Source organism: Blautia sp. MSK17_66 (assembly GCF_020538025.1).
Classification (GTDB): Bacteria; Bacillota; Clostridia; order Lachnospirales; family Lachnospiraceae; genus Blautia_A.
Window position 1 is genome coordinate 1 of record NZ_JAJBNQ010000011.1, and the last position, 22148, is coordinate 22148.

Genomic DNA, 22148 nt, shown 5'->3' on the forward strand with positions numbered 1-22148 from the left:
TTAAGAATTTTCGAGAATCGTATGTGTTTCACTGTTTAGTTATCAAGGTTCTTTGTTTCGCCATCTCTCGACAGCTTATTTATTTTATCACGTTCATTTTGTCTTGTCAAGAACTTTTTTAAGTTTTTTCAAAACTTTTTAATGAACTTTTGTGTAATTCGTTGCTCATCAGCAACTCGTTTATTCTATCGCATTCTCATTTGAATGTCAAGAACTTTTTTATTTTTTTCTGATTTTATTTTACATTCAATTCAATGAATCCCAGAAAAAAATCCGCCTCATCTCGAAGCGGATTTAAGTATATCATCGTTATTTTTATTCGTCAAGAGTTTTTTAGAAGATTTTTGTAAAAATTTGGATTAAGGGATCATATTGATATATCACACTCAATAAGCTGTCCTTCTCAATCAGTTCCAGTGATGTCTTACCAATCTCTGTACTGCACAATACCGTCAGGATCAGGAACAATATCCATATAAATACCAGACCCTTCACAAACCCAACCAGCCCTCCGGTCAGTTTATTTGCCGTTTTCAGAATCGGGAGTCCTGCGATCAGATTCAGTATATAGACCACTATCCTGATTCCAATGGTTGCCAATATATATGCCAGCACATAGGAAAGCCCGTTTACAATCGTTCTTGCAAGATACCCTGAGACATATTCCGTCAGAGTATTCACCGAGAGCTCGGCATAATTCTCTGTATTGTTATTTTTTTCGATATTCTTTCTCAGAATCTCCGGAAGATTAAGTCCATCAATAAACTGCGAGGAACTTTCCATTTCATTTTCCAGATCACTGCTCTGCTTCTGTACAAAATCCGTACACGTTTCCTGAATCGTACTGTAAACAGGAGTTTCGCTTATAAGGAAATCATTTATATATGGATTGATTGCCCACGCAAGCGACAATGACAGAAATACAAAGAAAAACGAAACAATTTCTCTGATAAATCCTCGTCTGTATCCCATCCATATAAATAAAATCAATATAAGTAAAATTACTATTCCAAACCAAGTCAGTTTCATCTGCTGCCCCTTACTTAAATTTTATCACATTGACGCCGTTGTCCAGCACAAGCATGTATTTGTTCCAGCCAATCTTAAAGAAGTTATTGATAGTACCGTCAATCGTTCCATTATAGCGCTCTGATCCGCGACTGTTCATCACACAGAGCTGAGAGCTGTTGTACATAAGGATACAGCCATCACTCATCTTGATCGTTGTATAAGGAACATTAAATTCCTTCTCAAACCGAAGAGTTCCATCAATACCATACACCTGCATGGTATATTGTTTATCTTTCTTTCCGCTCTTAAACACAAGTCCGATCGTATTTTCATCAAAAAATGTACTTACGATCTCTTTCTTGACTTCTACAGTTGTACCTTCCTTCGGAATCTGTGTCCCCGAATAGATGGTAAATCCATTATCCTTAAGAGCTGCCGACCTGGTACTGTCAAGATATTCTATCTGAGGGATCACAACACCCTCATAAGTATAACCGCTTACAATACGGTCGTCCTCACTCTGACCTATATCACCGAAATTATAAAAAGCCACATAGCTGGTTGTCTGGCTGCCCTCGACAAACTGGTACGTCACCATCATAATATCACTGTTATCAGATATTGCAACATCCATAGGATATCCTGGATCCGCTACATGCGTCTGATTTTCTGCGATCAGAGAACCATCCGGACCATAAAAATTAATCCATGTTGCGTCACCGCCATCCAGGATCGCAGCCACCATTCCCTGCGATGAAACCCTCGCCTTGATTATATTATAGGATGTTGTTATACTGCCCGTCTCTCCATCCTTATCAAAAATCTCGATCAAAGTCCCATCCTGATCTGCCACAACAGCTCTGTCTCCCTTAATGTCTGCAACAGGATTTTTCATTTCATACAGAACACTCCAGTACGCTTCCATACTGCTGTTTACAAGAGAGGCACCGTCCGGACTATATCGCAAAATCCCGTTCGCCATCTCATCATAACCGGTAGAAACCACATCTTCCTGTTCACTCGTCTGAAGGATCTCATAGTCATGATAACTTCGTTTCTCTACATAAAAATAAATCAATATCGCAACAGCCGCGACCGCGCCGACCATGATCACTGTTTTTTGCGGTATGATTGATTTTTTCCTTTTTCGTTTTCTTCTTAGATTCTTTAGGATATTCGCCATTTTAACCCTTACCTTATGTAATCATCTATTTTTTGTTACATGCAGATTATAGCAAACTTTTTAAGGCAATACAATTATTTGTCCCGGATAAATGATCTCATCCTCGGAAATCCCATTTGCCCGGCAAATCTCCGTGACTTTATCCATAGTCCCATATTTTTCAATGCTTATCTGGTACAGGGTATCCCCCGGACGAATCGTATAGGACTTCTGTGTCTGTGCCGCTGCTGTCTCTGTTTCCGTATTCTTCCTGCTATTTTCAATTCTTCTTCTCGCTTTTCTGGCATCGGCTTCCTCCTTATATATCTGTTCTTCTTTCTCTGAAATACCGACTGTCGGAACAGCTGTCGGATCTGCCGTAGGTGTTGGTTTTGGAGTTTCAGTCGGTGTCATTTTGTCTGCAGATACAGTGTTTTTTGGCACTACTGTCAAAGCCGGCGTAACCTTTATTTCCTGTCTGAGATTCGCTGAAGCCGTCTGTATCTCTTCCTCCGGCTTCTGTCCCGCCTGATGATTCCGGTAAAAACGTGCCCCTGCTACCACAAGCGTCAATGCCAGACATGCAACCGCGGCATAAGAAAAAACAGAAGTTTTCTCTTCTGTTTCTTCCGTATCTTCTTTCTTCTTTTTCTGAATAAGTGAACGAAATGCCTTGACAGCATCATCCTGAACCGTTTCCTGCTCTTCTTTCTGTAATTGTGGATTTTTTTCCAGCATATAGTTCTGCATCTGGATATTTTTTTCGTAATAAATGTAGTATCCGCTCTGTCTTACGAGGAAATTATTTTCATAACGAAAGAAAGCTTCCTCCTGTTCTGCCGTATCCAGAAGCATCACTATCTTTTCTGCTCCAAACTGTTTCCTGTGTACTTTCTGGATCAGTTCCGAGGCCTCCATAGAAAGCGACTGACATGCCAGAAACCAGCCCACAATCTCCTGTCCTTCAAAATATTTTTCCTGTTCTTCATGAATTGTCTGCCACATATTCTGCGTGATCTCAATATGCTCTTCGCTGATCTCTTCCCCTTCCGTCAAAAGAGCTCCTCTGATAAATACCACGCCATTTCCAGACCGCCACCGGGCTTCACCGAGCAGAATCGCCAGACAGCTCCCATTTTCTTCGTCACGGCCCTTCGTCTGTGCAGCCCTGTGCAGGAAGGTATATACATAGTCCTCAATATAGATTCTGTAATCCCCGCTGACAAGTCCTATCTGACGTATATTCTTAGGCAGTTCCCATTCTGTGGTTCCATCTTTCATCTCCTGCTTTTCATCTTTATAGATGACCTCTATCATATCCAATCACCCCTTCAGGCATCAGAATAGCATATCCACACCGCAGATTTTATCGTAATATAAAACCTTTTCCCCAAAATTTAACGACATATTCTGCACCTGCATAATTCTTCGCAGACACGGATACAATGAAACAGAACGTTACCGCAAACCAGACAAGAGGAATCCTTATGACTTTTTATATTAATGCCAGGCAGACCGACTCTGTCTGTAAAATCTCCGGCTCTCTCAGGCAGTGCATTCTCCATTATCGGAATAACTGGTCAGAACTTGTCTTTCTCTGTATAGGAACCGACCGTGTCACAGGAGACTGTCTCGGTCCCTTTGTCGGGCAAAAACTCAGTAGTTATTCCGGAACAGTTTTTTCTGTCTATGGGACACTGTTCCAGCCTGTTCATGCCTTAAATCTTACAGATATATACCAGCACATCCAGACGCACCATCCAAATGCTCTGATTATCGCCATAGATGCTTCTCTTGGCGAAAAAAAGCACCTGGGCTATGTGACCATTGCAAATGGTGCACTTCACCCAGGTGCTGCAATTCATAAACAGCTTCCGTCTGTAGGCCATATTCATATTACCGGAATCGTCAATGTCTCAGGCGTGCTTGAGCAGCTTACACTGCAGACAACCCGTCTGTCCACTGTAATCTTCCTTGCAGATAAAATCGTACAGGGAATTCTGGAGTCGATTCCTTTATCCAAAACAGATTTTAAACAAATTCTTTAACCTGTTTGTAGATGCCTTCTCCATCCAAGCCGTATTTCTCAAGAAGAGCCACAGCCGGTCCGGATTCACCGAATCTGTCATTTACACCAATACGTTTTACCGGTACAGGAGCTTTCTCTGCAAGACACTCGCATACAGCACCGCCAAGTCCGCCAATAATAGAATGCTCCTCTACTGTGACAACTTTTCCGGTTTCTTTTGCTGCTGCAACGATCAGTTCCTCATCAAGTGGTTTGATGGTATGGATGTTGATAACCTTTGCCTCAATTCCATCTGCTGCAAGTTTCTCTGCCGCTTCAAGAGAAGCTGCCACGCAAAGACCATTTGCAACGATAGTAACATCCTTACCCTCTCGAAGAACGATACCTTTACCCATTTCAAATTTATAATCAGGATTATCATTGATCACCGGCACTGCCAGACGACCAAATCTCATATAAACTGGTCCCTCATGCTCATAAGCAGCTTTGACCATAGCCTTTGCTTCAATGTCATCTGCCGGAGACATAACAACCATTCCAGGAACAACTCTCATAAGTGCAAAATCTTCGCAGCACTGATGAGTTGCACCATCTTCACCAACAGAAATTCCGCCATGAGTTGCACCGATCTTAACATTAAGATGCGGATATCCTACAGAGTTACGAATCTGCTCATAAGCACGTCCTGCTGCAAACATGGCAAATGTGCTGGCAAAAGGAACCTTACCGGTAGCTGCAAGTCCGGCTGCGATTCCTACCATATTACATTCTGCGATACCGCAGTCGATATGGCGTTCCGGAAATTCCTTTTTAAACATTCCGGTCTGAGTAGCTGCAGCAAGGTCAGCATCCAGAACAACAAGATTCTCATGTTCTTTTCCAAGTTCCACCAGAGCCGCACCATAGCTTGCTCTTGTAGCAATTTTCTTTACTTCTGACATAATGCTTCACCTACTTTCTCCAGATCTTCCATTGCCTGCGCATACTGCTCATCATTCGGAGCCTTGCCATGCCATCCGGCCTGGTTTTCCATGAAGGATACACCTTTACCCTTAACTGTCTTCATAATGATTGCTGTAGGCATTCCCTTGACTGTTCTTGTCTCGTCAAATGCAGCCTTGAGCTGATCCATATCATTTCCGTCTTCAACATTGATCACATGGAAATTAAATGCCTCAAATTTCTTATCGATCGGATACGGAGAGCAGACTTCATCAATTTTACCATCAATCTGAAGTCCGTTATTGTCCACAATCACTACCAGGTTGTCCAGTTTACGGAAGCCTGCAAACATAGCCGCCTCCCATACCTGACCTTCCTGAATCTCACCATCTCCCAGGAGAGTATATACTCTGTAAGCTTCATCGCTGAGTTTTGCAGAAAGTGCCATACCTACTGCTGCGGAGATTCCCTGTCCCAGAGAACCACTCGTCATATCAACACCCGGGATATGTTTCATATCCGGATGTCCCTGCAGATAAGATCCAAGATGACGAAGTGTCTTCAGATCTTCTTTCGGGAAATATCCTCTCTCAGCCAGTGCAGAGTAAAGTCCTGGTGCTGTATGTCCTTTGGAAAGTACAAAACGGTCTCTGTCTGCTTTCTTAGGATCTTTCGGGTCAATGTTCATTTCCTGAAAATACAGGTATGTGAATAAATCTGCTGCTGATAAAGATCCGCCCGGATGGCCGGCTTTTGCAGCATGAACTGCGGTCACGATGTCTTTGCGGACTTCGTTCGCAATTTTCTGAAGTTCTAATTTCTCCATGATCTAATTCTCCTTTTATTAGTTTACGACAGACTCATGCTACAACCAATCTCAGCATTCGTCAAGCAATATATATCATCGCCAGTATTTTAGGGATATTACCTATTAACAGTTACTCACCAAATACTGCTTTGTAGTCTTTCTGGAATTTCTCGATTCCTGCATCTGTCAGAGGATGTTTGGTCATCTGCTCAAGAACCTTGTATGGTACTGTTGCGATATCAGCGCCTGCCAGAGCACATTCTGTTACATGGATCGGGTGACGAACACTTGCACAGATGATCTGTGTTGTGATTCCGGCTACCTCGAACATTTCAACGATCTGACGAATCAGCGGAAGTCCATCTGTAGAAATATCATCAAGTCTTCCAAGGAATGGGGATACATATGTAGCACCTGCTCTTGCAGCAAGTAAAGCCTGATTTGCAGTAAAGATAAGTGTTACGTTTGTTTTGATTCCTTCTTTGGAAAGAACTTTAACTGCTTTCAGACCTTCTACTGTCATAGGAATCTTAACTACCATGTTTGGATGGATTTTGGCGATCTCACGTCCTTCTGCGATCATTCCCTCTGCATCTGTTGTGGTAGCTTTTACTTCACCGCTGATCGGTCCATCTACGATTTCTGTAATTTCTTTGATTACTTCATTGAAATCTCTTCCCTCTTTGGCGATCAGGGACGGATTTGTGGTAACGCCACAGATAATTCCCATATCATTTGCTTTACGGATATCCTCTACATTTGCTGTGTCAATAAAAAATCTCATGATTATATTCCCTCCTGAATTCTGCGTTTTTGCTAACATCGCTTTGATGATTTCATTATAACAGATAGTTTTTTCAGGTCAAGGATGGGCAAAATTATTAATAATTTTTCTATTAATAATTTTACTTTTTATTAATACTTTTCCGCGGAAATCCCGTGCTTTTTGTATAAATCTATGCACAGTTTACGGTTTTTTCACGCTTTCCACAGCTGCAAGCCAAAAATTATTAATAATAATTTTATTCAGTATATTTATTTTTTCTTATTTTACTGGCTTTGAAATACCGGAGGTTTTTGCATAAGTTGTCGTTTTGCGGGCGATCAGCTTCGGTGTGTATTCAATATTATAAAGGCTTGTCGGCTGAAGCCCCGTGTAAAACTGATCATTTGTAGTAATCTTTCTTATGATGATATCACAGGCATCTCTGCCCTTAAGTGCGACAAAATGATCGATCGTCGTCAGGGAAAGTCTCCGGATACTGGAATAAAAAATATCATCACATCCGATTACAGAGACATCCTTTGGAACACGTATTCTGGACTTCTCCAGTGCATCAATAGCGCCTATTGCCATCATATCATTCTGTCCGGCAATCGCGGTGAACTGCTTCTGTTCCCTGAGAAGCTCCATCGTAAGCTGATATCCCATGGAATATTCCGAATCCATTCGCGGCATCCTCCGGTCTATCGACTCATCTGCTGCCTTGATCAAAACATGACCGCCAAGTCCTTCTTTTTCGTATTCTTTTACAAAACCATCGATTCTTCTGGATCGCTGCCACTGCCTTCTGGTCAGCGGTGGTGTGATAAATGCCACATCTCTGTGTCCCAGATCCAGAAGATGTCTCGCCATCAGTCTTCCCACCATTGTGTTATCCTGATTGATCGCATCCACGGTTGTTGTCTTTTCTTTGTTGCTGATGATGACCAGTGGAATTCTTCTTGCCAGTTCTTCTACTTTTTGCTGGAAATCCGGATGAGGATTGCAGGCATAAATGATCCCCTGCGGTTCTATATTTCCGATCATCCTCAGATATCGCTCTTCCAGTCTGGCATCTCGCTGCGTATTGCAGATAAAGACGCCATATCCCTTTTCGTTTGCCACGGACTCGATTCCCTGAAGCAGTAGAACATAATATGGACTGGTAAGGGTCGGACAAAAAACAACGATCAGTTTTTCTTTTTTGCTGTTGTTCTTATGTTTTCGATGTGGCAGTTCATATCCCAGTTCTCTGGCAGCACGTTCTACCTTCTCAATGGTTTCTTCTGAAAAAGAAACATTATTTCTGCGATTAAGAATCATGGATACCGTAGCCTGAGAAACCCCGGCTTTTTCTGCCACCTGGGAGGAAGTCACCTTTTTTTTCGCCAAAGTTCATCCCCTCTTTCTGTTATCAAAGCTGCACTCTGCCCTCCAGTGCGCGGAGCAGTGTCACTTCATCAATGTATTCCAGATCTCCGCCCACCGGTACGCCACTGGCGATCCTGGTAACTTTGATTCCTGTAGGTTTGATCAGCTTGCTTATATACATTGCTGTCGTTTCGCCCTCCAGACTGGAGTTTGTCGCAATGATCACTTCTTTTATATCGTCCTTCTGCAACCTCTGCATCAGTTCCCTGAGGCGGATATCATCTGGCCCGATTCCAAGCATCGGTGAGATTGCACCGTGAAGCACATGATATACTCCATCATACTTGCCGGTCTTCTCATACGCAGCCAGATCCCTTGTATTCTCCACTACCATAATCGTGCCGGAATCCCTCTTCGGATTGCTGCAGATCGGGCAAAGCTCCTGATCTGTCAGCGTGCAGCAGTTCTTGCAGTAGCAGACCTTCTCTCTGGCTTCCGTGATGGAAGACGCCAGCTGTCCCACCTGGTCCTTCGGCATATTCATGATATGAAAAGCCAGCCGCTGTGCAGACTTCGGTCCAATCCCCGGCAGATGGGAAAGCTGTTCTATCAGCTTATTGATATGTGTGCTGTAATATTCCATCAGAACGGAAGGCCTCCGCCAAGGCCTCCAAGGCCTCCTGTCAGTTTTGACATTACTGCTGCGGATTCCTCCTCTACTTTACGAAGCGCCTCGTTTGTAGCAGCCACGATTAAATCTTCCAGCATTTCGATATCGTCCGGGTCTACAACTTCTTCATCAAGCTTAACTTTGGTAACCTCACGTTTACCGGAAATTGTCACCTCTACAGCTCCACCGCCCGCAGTTGCTGTGAATTCTTTTTCTTCCAGTGCCTTCTGATTCTCTTCCATCTGGCGCTGCATTTTCTGAGCCTGTTTCATTAAATTGTTCATGTTGCCAGGCATACCCATGCCCGGAAATCCTCCACGTTTTGCCATAACTTTTATTCCTCCATATCATTTTATTTTAGTCTTCCAGGTGTGAACCCGGTTCTTCTTCTATCTGAACATCCATATGGATATTTTCGCGGATCGCCTGATCCACTGTAATCTGAGACAGATTTGTCTGCTGATGATCTTCTGCCACAAGCATATGCAGTTCAATGCTTTTACCCAATTGTTTCTCTATGATTTCCTGTAATTCCTTCTTCGCATCAGAATCATCCGGATACAGCCGTCCTAACGGAGTCTGAAATTCCACATACAGCACCGGTTCACCGGTTTCCCCATTGTACTTTGGCACAGACTGCAGAAGTGCCTGCTTGAATGCTGCCGTTGTCTGACCAACGATCACCTTCCATCCTGCCACGATCTTCTGCAGATCCTCCGGTGCCGCTTTCTGAGGTGGTACTACCGGTTCCTTCCGCATTTCTGTCACGGACTCATCGCCGCTTCGGACAACCACCTGCTGAACCGGCCGCTCATCAATTCTCTGCTCCAGTACCCGAATACGATCCAAAACAGAATCAAGATTTGTCTCCATCGCCGGCCGGCAGAGTTTGATCAGAGCAATTTCTACCAGAACACGTTTCTGTGTGGCAAATCGAATCTGATTTGAGAGTTCAGAAAAAACACGGATATACCGCATAAGTGTATCAATGTCCGTCATCTCACTCTCCTCTTTAAGAAGTCTGAGATTCTCAGACGAAACATCAATTGCTTCCTCCGGATTGTCGGAAGTTTTGACCAGAAGAAGATTTCGCATATACCATGTAAAATCTCCTACAAACTGGCTCAGCTCCCTTCCTCCTACGATAAGCTCCTCCAGAATACGGATCGCCGCGGTTACATCACCGGTCAGAACCTTCCTTAAAAGCTTACTGAACACTTCGGTGTCTACAGCTCCCAGAACCTCCAGAACTTTATCATAAGTCAGTGTCTGGCCCAGATAGAAAGCAATACACTGGTCCAGAAGACTCAGGGCATCTCGCATGGAACCATCACCGGCCTTCGCCACATAGCGAACCGCCTTTTCTTCTGCTTCCACTCCTTCTGCATGAAGAAGTTCCGTCAGTCTGTCTGCGATTGTATCGATTGAAATCCTGTGAAAATCATATCTCTGGCATCTGGAAAGAATCGTGATCGGAATCTTATGCGCCTCCGTCGTAGCCAGTATAAAAATTACATAGGAAGGTGGTTCCTCCAGTGTCTTAAGCAGGGCATTAAAGGCTCCCGTAGAAAGCATATGCACCTCATCGATGATATACACCTTATAATTCCCCTCTGTAGGACGATAAGTCACTTCCTCACGGATCTCACGGATATTATCCACGCCATTGTTGGATGCGGCATCGATCTCAATCACATTCATGGAAGTTCCTGCCTGGATTGCTCTGCACATCTCACATTCGTTGCAGGGACTTCCATTGACAGGATGCTGACAGTTCACTGCCTTCGCCAGAATCTTCGCCACCGTTGTCTTACCGGTACCTCTCGTCCCGCAGAACAGATAGGCATGTCCGATACGGCTGGCATTGATCTGATTTGTCAACGTTGTCACAATGTGATCCTGCCCTTTGACATCAGCAAAATTATCAGGTCGGAACTTTCGGTACAGGGCAGTATAACTCATAAATAACTACACTCCTTTTCCAGCCTGGCATATTCTTTTACCACCGTTTATCCAGGCATTAAACCGCCGCAGGAAAACTCCCGCGGCGGCAGTTATTCGTTACTGTTTACTCTTTGTCCGGCAGTGATCAGTCTCCAAAGCTGATACCGATCTGCTTGGCAGCTTTAACGATCTGATCCTTAGGAGAAACCATCTTGAGCTTGCCTGCACATTCTGCAAGTGGGATTCTCTTGATCTTGCCATTGATGATGCCAACCATAATGCCATATTCCTCATCCAGGATAGCTTCTGCCGCACCTGCGCCGATTCTTGTAGAAAGAACTCGGTCATACGGACACGGCTCACCACCACGCTGAATGTGACCCGGAACTGTTACACGGACTTCACTTCCGATAACCTTGTTGATCTGATCTGCGATCTCATAAGAAACGGACGGATATTTCTTCGCTCTTTCTTCGAGTTTCTCTTTGTATTTCTTCTTCGGAAGTTCTGCATCCTCCCTGGAGATCGCACCTTCTGCTACTGCAAGGATCGTGAAGCGTTTGCCTTCCTTATTACGTTTGTCAATTGCAGCACATACCTTCTTGATATCATACGGAATTTCAGGAATCAGGATAATATCTGCACCACCTGCGATACCTGCATGAAGGGTCAGGCTTCCAACCTTATGACCCATAATCTCCACAATAAATACACGGCCATGAGAAGTTGCTGTTGTATGGATACAGTCAATTGCGTTTGTGGCAATATTTACTGCGCTCTGGAATCCAAATGTCATATCTGTACCATAGATGTCATTATCAATGGTCTTTGGAAGATGAATGATATTCAATCCCTCTTCTCGTAACAGATTGGCTGTTTTCTGTGTTCCGTTTCCTCCAAGGATGACAAGACAGTCCAGGCAGAGCTTATAGTAAGTCTGCTTCATAGCCTCAACCTTATCCAGACCTTTCTCATCCGGCACACGCATCAGCTTAAACGGCTGACGGGAAGTGCCAAGAATAGTTCCTCCTCTTGTCAGAATACCGGAGAAATCTTTTGCAGTCAACATACGGTACTTGCCGTAGATCAGTCCTTTGTATCCATCGTCAAAGCCGTAAACCTCCAGGTCATCCACTGTATTAGACAGAGCCTTCACAACACCTCTCATTGTGGCATTTAAAGCCTGGCAGTCACCGCCACTTGTTAACATTCCGATTCTTTTGATCATAGAACAGTTCCTCCTCATAGCGCATGATTTTTTATCTAAAGTAGATTTTACAGTTATTTATGGAATCAGTCCAAAAAAGCATCTGCAATCTGTTTTCTATTATATAATACTTTGCCCCCTCTTGACAAGTATACAAAAATCGTCTATACTTAAGTTCCGCGCAGCCGGGGAGATAGCGGTGCCCTGTACCTGCAATCCGCTACAGCAGGGGTGATGCCAATCTGAGGCTTGTCTCCTGTGGGGCTGCCCTTTATAAGTGGCGTTGACGTTTGGGTCTCACGCAACAGGACTCTGTGAACCGTGTCAGGGCAGGAATGCAGCAGCACTAAGCAGAACCTCTTGTGTGCCGTGAGGGTGCCTGGGCCGAGTTAACTGTAGAGGTAACGTCCATGGGAACATTTCGAAGTGCGGCGCGCGGAAAAGAGAGAATTTTTTATACTCCGGAGACAGATTGTCCCCGGAGTATTTTTTTACTGGCAGATTTCTGCTACCACCTGATTGATAAGTTTGCCGTCTGCCTTACCTTTAAGGTCACCCATGACAGCTTTCATGATCTGTCCTTTGTTCTTTGTTGCAAGAACTTCTGCAAATTTTTCTTCGAGATATGTCCTGATTTCTTCTGCACTCATCTGCTGCGGCGCATATTTCTCGATTACATCATATCTTGCCTGATATTCCGCACGGAGATCGTCACGGTTTTCCGGACAGGTATCGAGCTGTTCCTTAACTGTTTTTAATTCTTTGAGGATCACACGGTCAACCAGTGCTTCAGGCACATCCTCGCGGCACCCTTCATCAATAGCAGCCTTCTTAACTGCTGAGATCAGAGAAGATACTGCATCCTTTGTTGTTTTGTCCTTTGCCTTCATGGCTGCAACCATGTCTTTTCTTAATGCTTCTACTGTCATTTTCATTTCCTCCTCGTTTATTACATGATATGACCGCCATCCGGCACACTGCCCCGGCGCTCACTCTCTGTTTTATCATAGCACGATTTCCGCAAAAAACAAGTTCTACTGTTTGCGGCTCTGTATCTGCTGTATCTCCTGTTTCGCAAGCATTTTACGCTGTTTTTTCTTTTCACGGAGTTCTTTAAAAAAATCAGACAGCATTGCAGAGCACTCTTCCTGAAGTACACCTCTGGTCGTCTTTACCTGATGATTAAATCCCTCCACTTCCAGAAGATTCAGAACAGAACCTGCACATCCCGCTTTGGGATTCATGCTCCCGATCACCACTTCATCAATCCTTGACTGTACAAGTGCACCCGCACACATCTGGCATGGTTCCAGCGTTACATACATGGTGCAGCCTTCCAGCCGCCAGTCACCGAGCTTCCTGCTCGCTTTGCGGATCGCATTCAGTTCTGCATGAGATAATGTATTTTTGTCCGTATTTCTCCGATTATATCCCCTTGCAATAATTTTCCCCTCAGACACGATCACACAGCCGATCGGAACTTCTTCCAGTGCTCTCGCTTTCTTTGCCTGACGGATTGCTTCTTTCATAAATTTCTCCTGCTCTGTCAACACCTTCTCCTCCTTTTTCCGTTATCAGTATAAAGAAATCCCCTTGCAAAATCAACGTCAAATCACTAGAATAAATTATCAGAGTTCTGAATCGGAAACGGTCTCATTTTTAAAATGCCAGAAGTTCTGATTCCAAAATTATCATCTCAGAAAGAAGAGAAAATTATGCCACATATACATGGTCTGAACAAAACTACCCTGCTTGATTATCCCGGCCGGGTCGCCGCAACCATATTTCTTGGCGGCTGCAATTTCCGGTGTCCCTTCTGCCAGAACAGCCCGCTTGTCCTGCACCCTTCTACCGAACCGGAAATTTCCGAAGAAGAAGTTTTAAATTTCCTGCAGAAGCGAACCGGTATTCTGGAAGGAGTCTGCATCTCCGGAGGAGAGCCCACACTCAGTGCAGATCTGGAGCCCTTTGTACGCAAAATCCACGAAATGGGATATTCTGTCAAACTGGATACCAATGGATCCCATCCTGAAGTTCTGAAAAATCTTGCCGAGAAAAATCTTATCCAGATGGCTGCCGTGGATATCAAAGCCTGCCCCCAAAATTACCCTTCCCTGACAGGTCTTCTTCACCCTGACCTGGATTCTGTACAGCAGACAGTTGACTTCCTGCTGCACGGAAATCTGGACTACGAATTCCGCACCACGGTTGTCCGTGAACTGCACAGCGAAGATGATTTTTATAAAATCGGAACCTGGCTGAAGGGTGCCAGAGCCTACTATCTCCAGGCTTACAAAGACTCCGATGAAGTTCTGCAGCCTGGATTCAGCAGCTATTCTCTGGAAGAACTGGAACATTTCCGCAGCATTCTTCTACAAACCATCTCAAGAGTTGAAATTCGGGGCATCGACTGACCGGTACCAGTAGCCTCCCTTTCCTTTTGGGACCTGGATATCTCGGCTCTCTTTGAAATAAGAAAAGCCAAACATATTTGCCATAAAACCTTCCTGCTGATCATATGCTCCCGGAACACCAAGCATCCACTGACCGTCGCGAGTACAGCATAAAAGCAGATGACCGAAATTATGATAGCCATACTGCAGAAAACGATTGTTTCGAAGCATGCAGACACGGCGTCCAAGACGGCAGAGTTCATCTATAGTAATCCTGCGGCATTCTGTCATCTCGCCATCACCAAACGCCTCACAAGGTACACCAACAGGTGCGGGCTCCGGACGGCCCGGTTCCGGCTTGTGCGGCGGATATTTTTGCGGTTTCAAAGGCTCCGGACACTCTGTCATCTCAGATTCCTGCACAGACTGTGTATGAACCTGTTCATCCTCCTTTGCAGGCTCTGTTTTCTGTTCCGCCTCTTCCGTCATCTCCTGGAAATCCTCCGGCCGGATCGGTCGGTCATCCCACTCCGTTCCAAAAAATCCGCCACTATCCAGAATGAGGATCATCCCGTTCATATCACCAAGCGGTATCTTTCCATGCCCGACTGCCATTGTCTGTGTTTCCAGAAGACAATCCATTCTGCCGGCTTCTGTTCGGAATTTTCCGATTCTGCTCCCTTCCAGCAGTCCCTTTCTTCTCACAAATCCATAGACAGTACACTCCATACCCGCGATCAGGCCTGGGCATCTCAGATGAACCTCCATCAGGCACACTTGTTCCCTGGCTTCTACTTTTATGAAGCCACAGTTATTTCCTTTTTTTCCTTTCTGATACTCATATACATACGCCACAAAGCGCTGGTATTTTGCCAAACCAGAACCTCCCGGATTTGCTCATCACTTATGTATATGAGCTTACAGCTCCCAATATACCCTTCTCACTTTCCCCCGATGATCCGTCTTTCAGTCCACTGTGCATACGCTGCATAAATCCAGTTTCTGAGAGCCTTCTTCATATTCATACGCAGCATTTCCTGATTTTCTCCGTATCCGATGCATCCTGGAAATTCCGGATAAAACCCCGTATAACCTTTCACCGGATCTTTTCGCACCTCATAGGGATCCTCCCACAGATTTTCTGTCACCATCTCCAGATCTATTTCTCCATATTCCACCATCTCATACAGGCCATCCAGAACATAATCATACGGTTTCCTGGAATCTGGATCCTTTCCCTGTTTTCCGATTCTGTTCAGTTCTCTGCCTATATCTCCGTTTCGTATCCACTCTGCATAAAGTCCATCAAACTGTTTTTCTTCAAGCTCATACTCTTCTTTCATCAAATCCAGATAATGTATGGCATCTTTATGCGAAATTTTTCCACTCTGGATCATCCCACATAAATATGATAATTCGTTCTCTTTTTCTGTCCCCATACCGTCCTTCACTTCCTCCATCAGCTCAGTTGTATCGTTTTATATGCTATATTTTTTCTACTTCAGGATAAACAATAAATGTTTCTCTATTACGAAACATTATAAAAGAATTCCTCATTATCATCAATACACAGATATTTCTTTATTGCGAAATATTATCTATGAGGAAAACAAAATGCAGAAAATAAGACCCGACCTGGACATCGGCAGAAACATCCAGCAGGTGCGTTATCTTAATGGATTCACGCAGGATCAGGTAATTGCCCGTCTGAATCTCATGGGAATTCCCATCTCCAAGAGCACTTACGCCAAGCTAGAAACAAACCGGATGAACATCAAAGTCAGTGAACTCCTTGCACTCGCACAGATTTTTCACTGTGATGTTGGTGAATTTTTCAAAAATCTTTTATAATTCTTCTGTTTATTCCTCATATAGACTTTCTTTTTTCTCAGCCCATTTCGTGCTGTTCTCTCGCAATATTTTTCCATTATTACAAAAAACTAACGTGCTTATTCCACTGACATCTAATCGTATCTCTGCAAAGCGTTTTTGCTTTATTGATACATCATGAAACACTTTCATTCCAAATACAAAAAGGAACCTCTTATTCAAGAGATTCCCTGGATAAACAAAGAAAAAACACCGAAAACTCTATTTCAAAAGTTTTCGGTGCCCCTGCCAAGTAGTCGAAGTGACAGGATTTGAACCTGCGACCTCTGCGTCCCGAACGCAGCGCTCTACCAAACTGAGCCACACTTCGTTATTTATTTTTCCTACGTCGCTCAACGCAAGACATATTATATTATATGGTTTTTGAATTGTCAACAGTTTTTTGAAAAAAAATAAAAAATTTCTATTTTCCAATTTCTTGCAAGAATTTCCGATATACGCTATATTATAGATAACAGGTTCACTGTAACATTCACTCACAAAAACCAGAAGAACCCGCCCACTTATGGCGGACGGAAAGAGGATCCACTATGATAGATGTAAAAAGTATCAGCACTCACTGCTCAAGAACAGAATTTGTCGGAACTGCTGTCCTTGACACGATTGGTCTGGTCATCTCAGGAATCGATGATACCTTATTAAAAGAAATGAATATAGGAACGAAATATCATACCCTCGGACTTTTTAGTTCCCGAACCGGTGCGGCCGGACAGATCACTGCAATTGACGATGCCGTAAAAGCAACCAATACAGAAGTCCTGTCCATAGAATTTCCAAGAGATACCAAGGGCTGGGGCGGTCACGGCAACTATATCGTGATCGGCGGCAATGATGTTTCCGATGTGCGTCACGCAATCGAACTCGGCCTTGAACTCACTAAGAAAAACGCCGGTGAGCTTTATATCAGTGATTCCGGTCATCTGGAGTTTACATTTTCTGCCAGTGCCGGTGCAGCTTTGCAGAAAGCTTTCCACGCCATTCCCGGGGAAGCCTTTGGCTTCATGGCCGGATCTCCGGCTGCTATCGGCCTTGTAATGGCTGATACCGCAATGAAAGCGTCCGCAGTAAGCATCACCTGCTACATGACTCCAAGCATCGGAACCAGCCATTCCAACGAAGTTATTCTTGGAATTTCGGGTGATGCAAGTGCTGTCAAGGCAGCTGTCCTTGAAGCGCGTCAGGTCGGTCTGGAACTGCTCATCGGAATGGGAAGCTATCCGGAAATCCCCGGAGTGCCATATCTTTAATACAGACCCCAAAATCTTTCTGACTGAATATAAAGAAAAAAGCCTGTGCCCTGAGATCTACTTGTCCAATCGTCAAGTAGTCCCGGAGTACAGGCTTTCTTATTGTAAATTCATATTAGTTCAGCTGGTAAACATCCGCATACTGTAATCCAAAGCTCAGAGCTTCGCTGTGACTGCTGCAGTAGATATCTACATGGCCATACGGAGTTCCAAGATCCTCTACCGTATAAACATTTCCGTTGATAAGGAGCTTTGTTCCAAACGGTACACCTGCCATGGCTACAGTACGTCCTGCCACCGGCATAGTTCCACTTGCTGTTGCATTTCCTGCTGTTCCGCAGCAGGTTGCACAGTTACAGTAAGCTGTAAGCTTAAAGTTTCCAAGATAAGTTCCCTGACTGGAGTCAGATGAAGCAGAATCAGATGAACTGCTGTCAGATGAAGAATCATCGCTGGAATCAGAGGAATCCTCTGTAGAAGAATCATCGCTGGATGTATCCTCAGATGCGTCTGTGTACTGACTGTCATCATCAATAGTTCCTGCTTCTTCATCATCAGAATAGCTGTCATCAGAGCTTTCGGAATCAGAATCATTCTCTGTATAGGAAGCATCAGAAGACTCGTCCTCGGTATAAGATTCATCACTGGAAGTATCTTCGTCGGGTTCGGAAGAATCTTCACTATAAGACTCCTCTTCGCTTGCCGCTTCCTCAGCTGCTGCCTGTGCTGCAGCTTCTGCTGCCGCCTCTTCTGCTGCTCTCTCCTGCTCAGCCTGCTCCATCAGAACTGCGATATCGTTATCAGCGCTGCTCACCTGAGCCATAAGAACCTCTGCCTCTTCCTGGTTTGCACTGATCTGGTTTACGTAGGAACTGATGTTATCACTTGTTGTTGCAACAAGATTCTGAACTTCCTGCTGCTTGGAGCCTTTCTCTGCAAGCATCGTGTTAATGGAAGCAGATTCATCCTCAACCTTCTTCTGCTGCTCGGCAATATTCTTCTGAGTTGCTTCGTATTTCTCAAGCATATTTCTGTCATATTTGGAAAGCTCGGAAATGCTGTTGGCCTGATTCAGGAGTTCAGAAAGACTTCCTGCAGAGATCAGTGCCTCAAACATTGTTGTACCGCCCTTCTCATATATGTACTGAATACGGTCAGACATTGCTTCCTTCTGCTTGATCGCTGCCTTCTGTGCACTGGCAAGGGCAACCTTGACTTTATTCAGCTCATCTTCTTTCTCAGCGGCCTGTGTGCTTAACTGAGAAATACTTTCTGTCAGTTCATTATATTGTGAATTCAGTTCTGACAGGTAGGATTCGAGTTCCTGTTTCTTACTCTCCAGACCACTGATGTTTGCCTGAGTCTGATCAAGTCCTGCCTGTGCTTCCTGCTTCTGAGCCTGTGCTGCGGCTATCTGATCTTCTGTAGAAGCGAATACGGTTGTCCCCATAGAAGCAGTCATTGCACATGTTATCAGCAGTGAAAGAACTTTCTTACTTTTCATATAAACACCTCGTAATTTTTTTGTACACTCAGTATAACACATTTTTTCATAAAATCAACACTTTTATTTAATCTTTGTAACATTCATGTAACATTTTCAATAAAAGGTCGCGATTTTACCACATATCTACTATATGTATTACAAAAAAATTACGCTGACTTGAAATTCATCTTCAGACAATGCCACCGTGTTTATTCTGCGACAGCTTCCTCTACTTCCTCTGCCTCTTCTGCTGCCAGAAGTTCCTGGTATTTCTCCAGAATCAGACCCTGGATGCGATCCCTTGTCTGTGAGTTGATCGGATGAGCGATGTCACGATACTCTCCGTCCGTTGCCTTGCGGCTCGGCATTGCGATAAAAAGGCCCTTCTCTCCCTCGATCACCTTAATATCATGTACCACAAACTCATCATCTATTGTGATCGATACGACCGCTTTCATCTTTCCTTCTTTTGCAATCTTTCTCACACGTACATCTGTAATATTCATTGTATTGCTGCCCCTTTCACCTTTCATACGCACGCATTGCCTTATATTTTGTATTTATTTTATAATGCGTACCTTTCATTCTTTTCTACAACGATTCTGACCTTTCCGTCTTCTGCGCTGTAGCAGGAATCTGCCTTGATCGTATCGCGGCTTTCCACGATACAATTCTCCAGCCGCACGTTATCTCCCAGATAAACGTTGTTAAGAATCACAGAATTCCTGATCACACAGTTGTTGCCGACATAGACATCCTTGAACAGTACAGAATTCTCGACCGTACCATTAACAATGCATCCACTCGCAACAAGACTGTTCTTTACGACCGCTCCCGGATTATATTTTGCCGGTGGCAGATCGTCGATCTTTGTCTTGATCGACGGTTCCTGTCTGAAGAAGTAATTCCGAATCTCCGGCTGCAGAAATGCCATATTGGTTCGATAATATGCCTCTGCGGTAGAAATATTGCTCCAGTAGGAATCTATCTTATAGCCGTAAATTCGTTTGAGGTTTTTGTAACGAATAAGAATATCGTTTACAAAATCATGTCTGCCTTCCTGGGCAGCCCGCTCCAGCAGTTCGATCAACTGTCTTCTCCGGATAACATAAATACCGGTTGAGATCGTATTATAATTGGATACGATCGGTTTCTCTTCAAATTCTTCAATCCTGAAGTCGTCATTCATGCGGACTACACCAAAGCGTTCCACTTCACTCTGATCTCTGCAGGTTGTGCAGACAACTGTAATATCCGCACGTTTGGAAATATGGAAATCCAGGACTTTGTTGTAATCCATCTTATAAATACAGTCACCGGATGCAATGACTACATACGGCTCATGGCTGTTTCTGAGGAAAGTAAGATTCTGGTAAATAGCATCTGCCGTTCCCTGATACCACAGACTGTTGTCCTTGGTGATCGTAGGTGTAAATACAAACAGACCTCCCTGCTTACGTCCAAAATCCCACCATTTGGATGAACTCAGATGTTCATTCAGAGACCTTGCATTATACTGAGTCAGAACGGCAACCTTCTGTATATGCGAATTTGCCATATTGCTCAGTGCGAAATCTATACTGCGGTAACTTCCGGCTACCGGCATTGCTGCGATTGCTCTCTTGTCCGACAATTCCCGCATGCGGCTGTTATTGCCTCCTGCAAGGATAATCCCGATTGCCTTCATGACTGCTCACCATCCTTTGCTCTGATCACCTGTCCACTCTCAAGAATTCCTTCCGGATAATCCTCTGCTGTAGTAATTCCTGAAATTGCAGTGTTTCTTCCTATCTTAACATTGTCCGGTATGACACTCTGTTCTCCGATCGTAGCAAGTCCAAATGCGTAAACAGCAGGTTTAAATACATTCTTTGCTTCTTCTCCGCATCCAACAACAGTATTATTGCCAATCGTAACGTCCTCTGCTATGATTGCCCTGTCCAGAACAGAGTTCTCTCCGATCACAGAATTCCGCATGATAATGGAATCTCTTACTACCGTTCCCTTTCCGATCACAACATTCGGTCCGATCACGGAATGATATACTTCACCATAAATCTCCGTTCCCTCTCCGATCAGACAGCAGTCCGTCACTGCATCTTCTGCAATGTACTGCGGCGGAATGATATCTCCCCTTGTATAAATCCTCCAGTATTCTTCATACAGGTTAAACTCCGGAACAATGTCGATCAGTTCCATATTCGCTTCCCAGTAGGAACCCAGAGTTCCTACATCCTTCCAGTAGCCATTATACTCGTAGGCAAAAAGTCTCTGCCCTTTGTCTTTACAGTAAGGAAGGATATGCTTACCAAAATCACAGTTACTCTGTGCTTTCAGTGCCAGCAGAGCTTCCTTCAATACCGGCCAGCTGAATATGTAAATTCCCATGGAAGCCAGATTACTGCTCGGCTTCTCCGGTTTCTCCTCGAATTCCCTCACACGTCCCTTCTCATCCGTCACCATAATCCCGAATCGGCTTGCTTCTTCCATCGGAACAGGCATACATGCAATCGTAATATCCGCTTTATTTGCCTTATGGAAATTCAGCATTATCTCATAGTCCATCTTATAGATGTGATCCCCGGAAAGGATCAGCACATAATCCGGATTGTACTGTTCCATGTAATCAAGATTCTGGAAGATTGCATTCGCTGTTCCGGTATACCATTCACTGTTGTCACTCCGCTCATACGGAGGAAGCACAGTCACACCGCCTTCATTTCGATCCAGATCCCACGGGATTCCAATTCCGATATGTGTGTTCAGACGCAGTGGCTGATACTGAGTCAGAACTCCCACTGTATCAATGCCTGAATTAATACAGTTACTCAGCGGAAAATCTATGATACGATATTTTCCCCCAAAGGCGACCGCTGGTTTTGCTACTTTAGCTGTCAATACTCCAAGTCTGCTGCCCTGACCGCCCGCCAGAAGCATGGCAATCATTTCTTTCTTGATCATGCACTCACCTCTTGTTATATTTGATTTCCTAATTATATCATATCTCCCCAGATTAGTGAACATTATTTACAATTTTCTTGTATTAATTTTATTTTTTTTATATTTATTGCACACCTTTTCTTTATTTTCCGAACCATCTCTCATTTTTCCATGTGAATTATGCACAATTTCTCAATTTTTACGCCGTATTTTTTCTATCATCAAAACTTGGACTTTTCATTTTTATCTACAAGAGGTATAATATTTAAAAATAAGAAGTAACTC

The 22148-nt window shown here is 44.0% G+C and carries 23 protein-coding genes, 1 tRNA gene and 1 other RNA gene; 5 read left to right on the forward strand and 20 right to left on the reverse strand.

Features of this window, described 5'->3' with window-relative positions:
• Positions 1–333 precede the first annotated feature (333 nt).
• From LIR34_RS07195 to LIR34_RS07205, 3 genes are read right to left on the reverse strand one after another with little or no spacing between them, the layout of a single operon-like run.
• Positions 334–1029: a CvpA family protein gene (locus LIR34_RS07195; protein WP_161284679.1), complete on the reverse strand. Its 696-nt coding sequence runs from the start codon at positions 1027–1029 to the stop codon at positions 334–336.
• Positions 1030–1039: 10 nt separating this feature from the next.
• Entirely contained in the window at positions 1040–2194 is a 1155-nt protein-coding gene (locus LIR34_RS07200) for a DUF5711 family protein (RefSeq protein ID WP_173902387.1), read from the reverse strand.
• A gap of 60 nt (positions 2195–2254) precedes the next feature.
• Positions 2255–3490, reverse strand: coding sequence for a LysM peptidoglycan-binding domain-containing protein (locus tag LIR34_RS07205; protein WP_173902388.1), 1236 nt, complete (start codon positions 3488–3490; stop codon positions 2255–2257).
• Positions 3491–3618: 128 nt separating this feature from the next.
• Here LIR34_RS07205 and yyaC point away from each other — a divergent pair, with 128 nt between their 5' ends.
• The gene (gene yyaC / locus LIR34_RS07210) at positions 3619–4221 is read left to right on the forward strand and encodes a spore protease YyaC (protein ID WP_227239580.1); all 603 of its coding nucleotides are present in this window, start codon (positions 3619–3621) and stop codon (positions 4219–4221) included.
• On the opposite strand, the gene LIR34_RS07215 is transcribed toward yyaC, so the two are convergent.
• The 8 genes from LIR34_RS07215 to LIR34_RS07250 all read right to left on the reverse strand — a co-directional run bounded on the left by LIR34_RS07215 (position 4205) and on the right by LIR34_RS07250 (position 11928).
• Entirely contained in the window at positions 4205–5143 is a 939-nt protein-coding gene (locus tag LIR34_RS07215) for a transketolase family protein (protein ID WP_173902389.1), read from the reverse strand. The two genes, yyaC and LIR34_RS07215, sit on opposite strands and share 17 nt — an antisense overlap.
• Positions 5131–5970: a transketolase gene (locus LIR34_RS07220; RefSeq protein ID WP_173902390.1), complete on the reverse strand. Its 840-nt coding sequence runs from the start codon at positions 5968–5970 to the stop codon at positions 5131–5133. The genes LIR34_RS07215 and LIR34_RS07220 overlap by 13 nt, the downstream gene beginning before the upstream one ends.
• Positions 5971–6082: 112 nt before the next feature.
• Positions 6083–6736, reverse strand: coding sequence for a fructose-6-phosphate aldolase (gene fsa / locus LIR34_RS07225; protein WP_161284674.1), 654 nt, complete (start codon positions 6734–6736; stop codon positions 6083–6085).
• A 261-nt stretch (positions 6737–6997) separates the two neighbouring features.
• Complete coding sequence (locus LIR34_RS07230; protein WP_173902391.1) at positions 6998–8107, reverse strand: LacI family DNA-binding transcriptional regulator; 1110 nt, start codon at positions 8105–8107, stop codon at positions 6998–7000.
• 22 nt (positions 8108–8129) lie between these two features.
• Entirely contained in the window at positions 8130–8729 is a 600-nt protein-coding gene (gene recR / locus LIR34_RS07235; protein ID WP_161284672.1) for a recombination mediator RecR, read from the reverse strand.
• Positions 8729–9085 (reverse strand): YbaB/EbfC family nucleoid-associated protein, encoded by a 357-nt coding sequence (locus LIR34_RS07240; protein ID WP_161284671.1) that lies wholly within the window; start codon positions 9083–9085, stop codon positions 8729–8731. Before LIR34_RS07240 ends, recR begins: the two co-directional genes overlap by 1 nt.
• Positions 9086–9113: 28 nt before the next feature.
• Entirely contained in the window at positions 9114–10718 is a 1605-nt protein-coding gene (dnaX, locus tag LIR34_RS07245) for a DNA polymerase III subunit gamma/tau (RefSeq protein WP_161284670.1), read from the reverse strand.
• Between the two features lie 127 nt (positions 10719–10845).
• A complete protein-coding gene (locus tag LIR34_RS07250) occupies positions 10846–11928 on the reverse strand; it encodes a 6-phosphofructokinase (protein ID WP_161284669.1) in 1083 nt (360 codons plus the stop codon).
• A 156-nt stretch (positions 11929–12084) separates the two neighbouring features.
• Between LIR34_RS07250 and ffs the strand changes: the two genes are divergently transcribed.
• Positions 12085–12346: signal recognition particle sRNA large type (gene ffs, locus LIR34_RS07255), an RNA gene on the forward strand.
• Positions 12347–12398: 52 nt separating this feature from the next.
• On the opposite strand, the gene LIR34_RS07260 is transcribed toward ffs, so the two are convergent.
• Positions 12399–12836, reverse strand: coding sequence for a GatB/YqeY domain-containing protein (locus LIR34_RS07260; protein WP_173902392.1), 438 nt, complete (start codon positions 12834–12836; stop codon positions 12399–12401).
• A gap of 105 nt (positions 12837–12941) precedes the next feature.
• Positions 12942–13457 carry a tRNA adenosine(34) deaminase TadA gene (gene tadA, locus LIR34_RS07265; protein WP_173902393.1) on the reverse strand — a complete coding sequence of 172 codons (516 nt, stop codon included), beginning with the start codon at positions 13455–13457 and terminating at the stop codon, positions 12942–12944.
• A 165-nt stretch (positions 13458–13622) separates the two neighbouring features.
• Between tadA and LIR34_RS07270 the strand changes: the two genes are divergently transcribed.
• The gene (locus LIR34_RS07270; protein ID WP_173902394.1) at positions 13623–14321 is read left to right on the forward strand and encodes an anaerobic ribonucleoside-triphosphate reductase activating protein; all 699 of its coding nucleotides are present in this window, start codon (positions 13623–13625) and stop codon (positions 14319–14321) included.
• Here the strand turns inward: LIR34_RS07270 and LIR34_RS07275 are convergent.
• Complete coding sequence (locus LIR34_RS07275) at positions 14292–15176, reverse strand: DUF6128 domain-containing protein (protein ID WP_173902395.1); 885 nt, start codon at positions 15174–15176, stop codon at positions 14292–14294. The genes LIR34_RS07270 and LIR34_RS07275 overlap by 30 nt on opposite strands.
• A gap of 65 nt (positions 15177–15241) precedes the next feature.
• The gene (locus LIR34_RS07280) at positions 15242–15760 is read right to left on the reverse strand and encodes a type II toxin-antitoxin system HicB family antitoxin (protein WP_173902396.1); all 519 of its coding nucleotides are present in this window, start codon (positions 15758–15760) and stop codon (positions 15242–15244) included.
• A gap of 154 nt (positions 15761–15914) precedes the next feature.
• On the opposite strand from LIR34_RS07280, the gene LIR34_RS07285 reads away from it, so the two are divergent.
• Positions 15915–16151 carry a helix-turn-helix domain-containing protein gene (locus LIR34_RS07285; protein ID WP_173902397.1) on the forward strand — a complete coding sequence of 79 codons (237 nt, stop codon included), beginning with the start codon at positions 15915–15917 and terminating at the stop codon, positions 16149–16151.
• Between the two features lie 275 nt (positions 16152–16426).
• Here LIR34_RS07285 and LIR34_RS07290 read toward each other — a convergent pair.
• Positions 16427–16500: transfer RNA gene (locus LIR34_RS07290), tRNA-Pro, on the reverse strand.
• Positions 16501–16720: 220 nt separating this feature from the next.
• Here LIR34_RS07290 and pduB point away from each other — a divergent pair.
• A complete protein-coding gene (gene pduB, locus LIR34_RS07295; RefSeq protein WP_161284661.1) occupies positions 16721–17437 on the forward strand; it encodes a microcompartment protein PduB in 717 nt (238 codons plus the stop codon).
• 115 nt (positions 17438–17552) lie between these two features.
• On the opposite strand, the gene LIR34_RS07300 is transcribed toward pduB, so the two are convergent.
• From LIR34_RS07300 to LIR34_RS07315, 4 genes are all read right to left on the reverse strand, one after another.
• Complete coding sequence (locus LIR34_RS07300; RefSeq protein ID WP_173902398.1) at positions 17553–18941, reverse strand: PcsB-like coiled-coil domain-containing protein; 1389 nt, start codon at positions 18939–18941, stop codon at positions 17553–17555.
• 191 nt (positions 18942–19132) lie between these two features.
• On the reverse strand, positions 19133–19429 hold the full coding sequence (gene spoVG / locus LIR34_RS07305; protein ID WP_173902399.1) for a septation regulator SpoVG: 297 nt from the start codon (positions 19427–19429) through the stop codon (positions 19133–19135).
• Positions 19430–19488: 59 nt separating this feature from the next.
• Positions 19489–20610, reverse strand: a complete 1122-nt coding sequence (gene glgD / locus LIR34_RS07310; protein WP_173902400.1) for a glucose-1-phosphate adenylyltransferase subunit GlgD — start codon at positions 20608–20610, stop codon at positions 19489–19491.
• A complete protein-coding gene (locus LIR34_RS07315; RefSeq protein WP_161284657.1) occupies positions 20607–21884 on the reverse strand; it encodes a glucose-1-phosphate adenylyltransferase in 1278 nt (425 codons plus the stop codon). The genes glgD and LIR34_RS07315 overlap by 4 nt, the downstream gene beginning before the upstream one ends.
• Positions 21885–22148: the final 264 nt, after the last annotated feature.

Coding starts and splice junctions, on each gene's coding strand:
- LIR34_RS07195 (WP_161284679.1), bottom strand. CDS start 1,029: ATGAAACTGACTTGGTTTGGAATAGTAATTTTACTTATATTGATTTTA.
- LIR34_RS07200 (WP_173902387.1), bottom strand. CDS start 2,194: ATGGCGAATATCCTAAAGAATCTAAGAAGAAAACGAAAAAGGAAAAAA.
- LIR34_RS07205 (WP_173902388.1), bottom strand. CDS start 3,490: ATGATAGAGGTCATCTATAAAGATGAAAAGCAGGAGATGAAAGATGGA.
- yyaC (WP_227239580.1), top strand. CDS start 3,619: ATGAAACAGAACGTTACCGCAAACCAGACAAGAGGAATCCTTATGACT.
- LIR34_RS07215 (WP_173902389.1), bottom strand. CDS start 5,143: ATGTCAGAAGTAAAGAAAATTGCTACAAGAGCAAGCTATGGTGCGGCT.
- LIR34_RS07220 (WP_173902390.1), bottom strand. CDS start 5,970: ATGGAGAAATTAGAACTTCAGAAAATTGCGAACGAAGTCCGCAAAGAC.
- fsa (WP_161284674.1), bottom strand. CDS start 6,736: ATGAGATTTTTTATTGACACAGCAAATGTAGAGGATATCCGTAAAGCA.
- recR (WP_161284672.1), bottom strand. CDS start 8,729: ATGGAATATTACAGCACACATATCAATAAGCTGATAGAACAGCTTTCC.
- LIR34_RS07240 (WP_161284671.1), bottom strand. CDS start 9,085: ATGGCAAAACGTGGAGGATTTCCGGGCATGGGTATGCCTGGCAACATG.
- dnaX (WP_161284670.1), bottom strand. CDS start 10,718: ATGAGTTATACTGCCCTGTACCGAAAGTTCCGACCTGATAATTTTGCT.
- LIR34_RS07250 (WP_161284669.1), bottom strand. CDS start 11,928: ATGATCAAAAGAATCGGAATGTTAACAAGTGGCGGTGACTGCCAGGCT.
- LIR34_RS07260 (WP_173902392.1), bottom strand. CDS start 12,836: ATGACAGTAGAAGCATTAAGAAAAGACATGGTTGCAGCCATGAAGGCA.
- LIR34_RS07270 (WP_173902394.1), top strand. CDS start 13,623: ATGCCACATATACATGGTCTGAACAAAACTACCCTGCTTGATTATCCC.
- LIR34_RS07280 (WP_173902396.1), bottom strand. CDS start 15,760: ATGGAGGAAGTGAAGGACGGTATGGGGACAGAAAAAGAGAACGAATTA.
- LIR34_RS07285 (WP_173902397.1), top strand. CDS start 15,915: ATGCAGAAAATAAGACCCGACCTGGACATCGGCAGAAACATCCAGCAG.
- pduB (WP_161284661.1), top strand. CDS start 16,721: ATGATAGATGTAAAAAGTATCAGCACTCACTGCTCAAGAACAGAATTT.
- LIR34_RS07300 (WP_173902398.1), bottom strand. CDS start 18,941: ATGAAAAGTAAGAAAGTTCTTTCACTGCTGATAACATGTGCAATGACT.
- spoVG (WP_173902399.1), bottom strand. CDS start 19,429: ATGAATATTACAGATGTACGTGTGAGAAAGATTGCAAAAGAAGGAAAG.
- glgD (WP_173902400.1), bottom strand. CDS start 20,610: ATGAAGGCAATCGGGATTATCCTTGCAGGAGGCAATAACAGCCGCATG.
- LIR34_RS07315 (WP_161284657.1), bottom strand. CDS start 21,884: ATGATCAAGAAAGAAATGATTGCCATGCTTCTGGCGGGCGGTCAGGGC.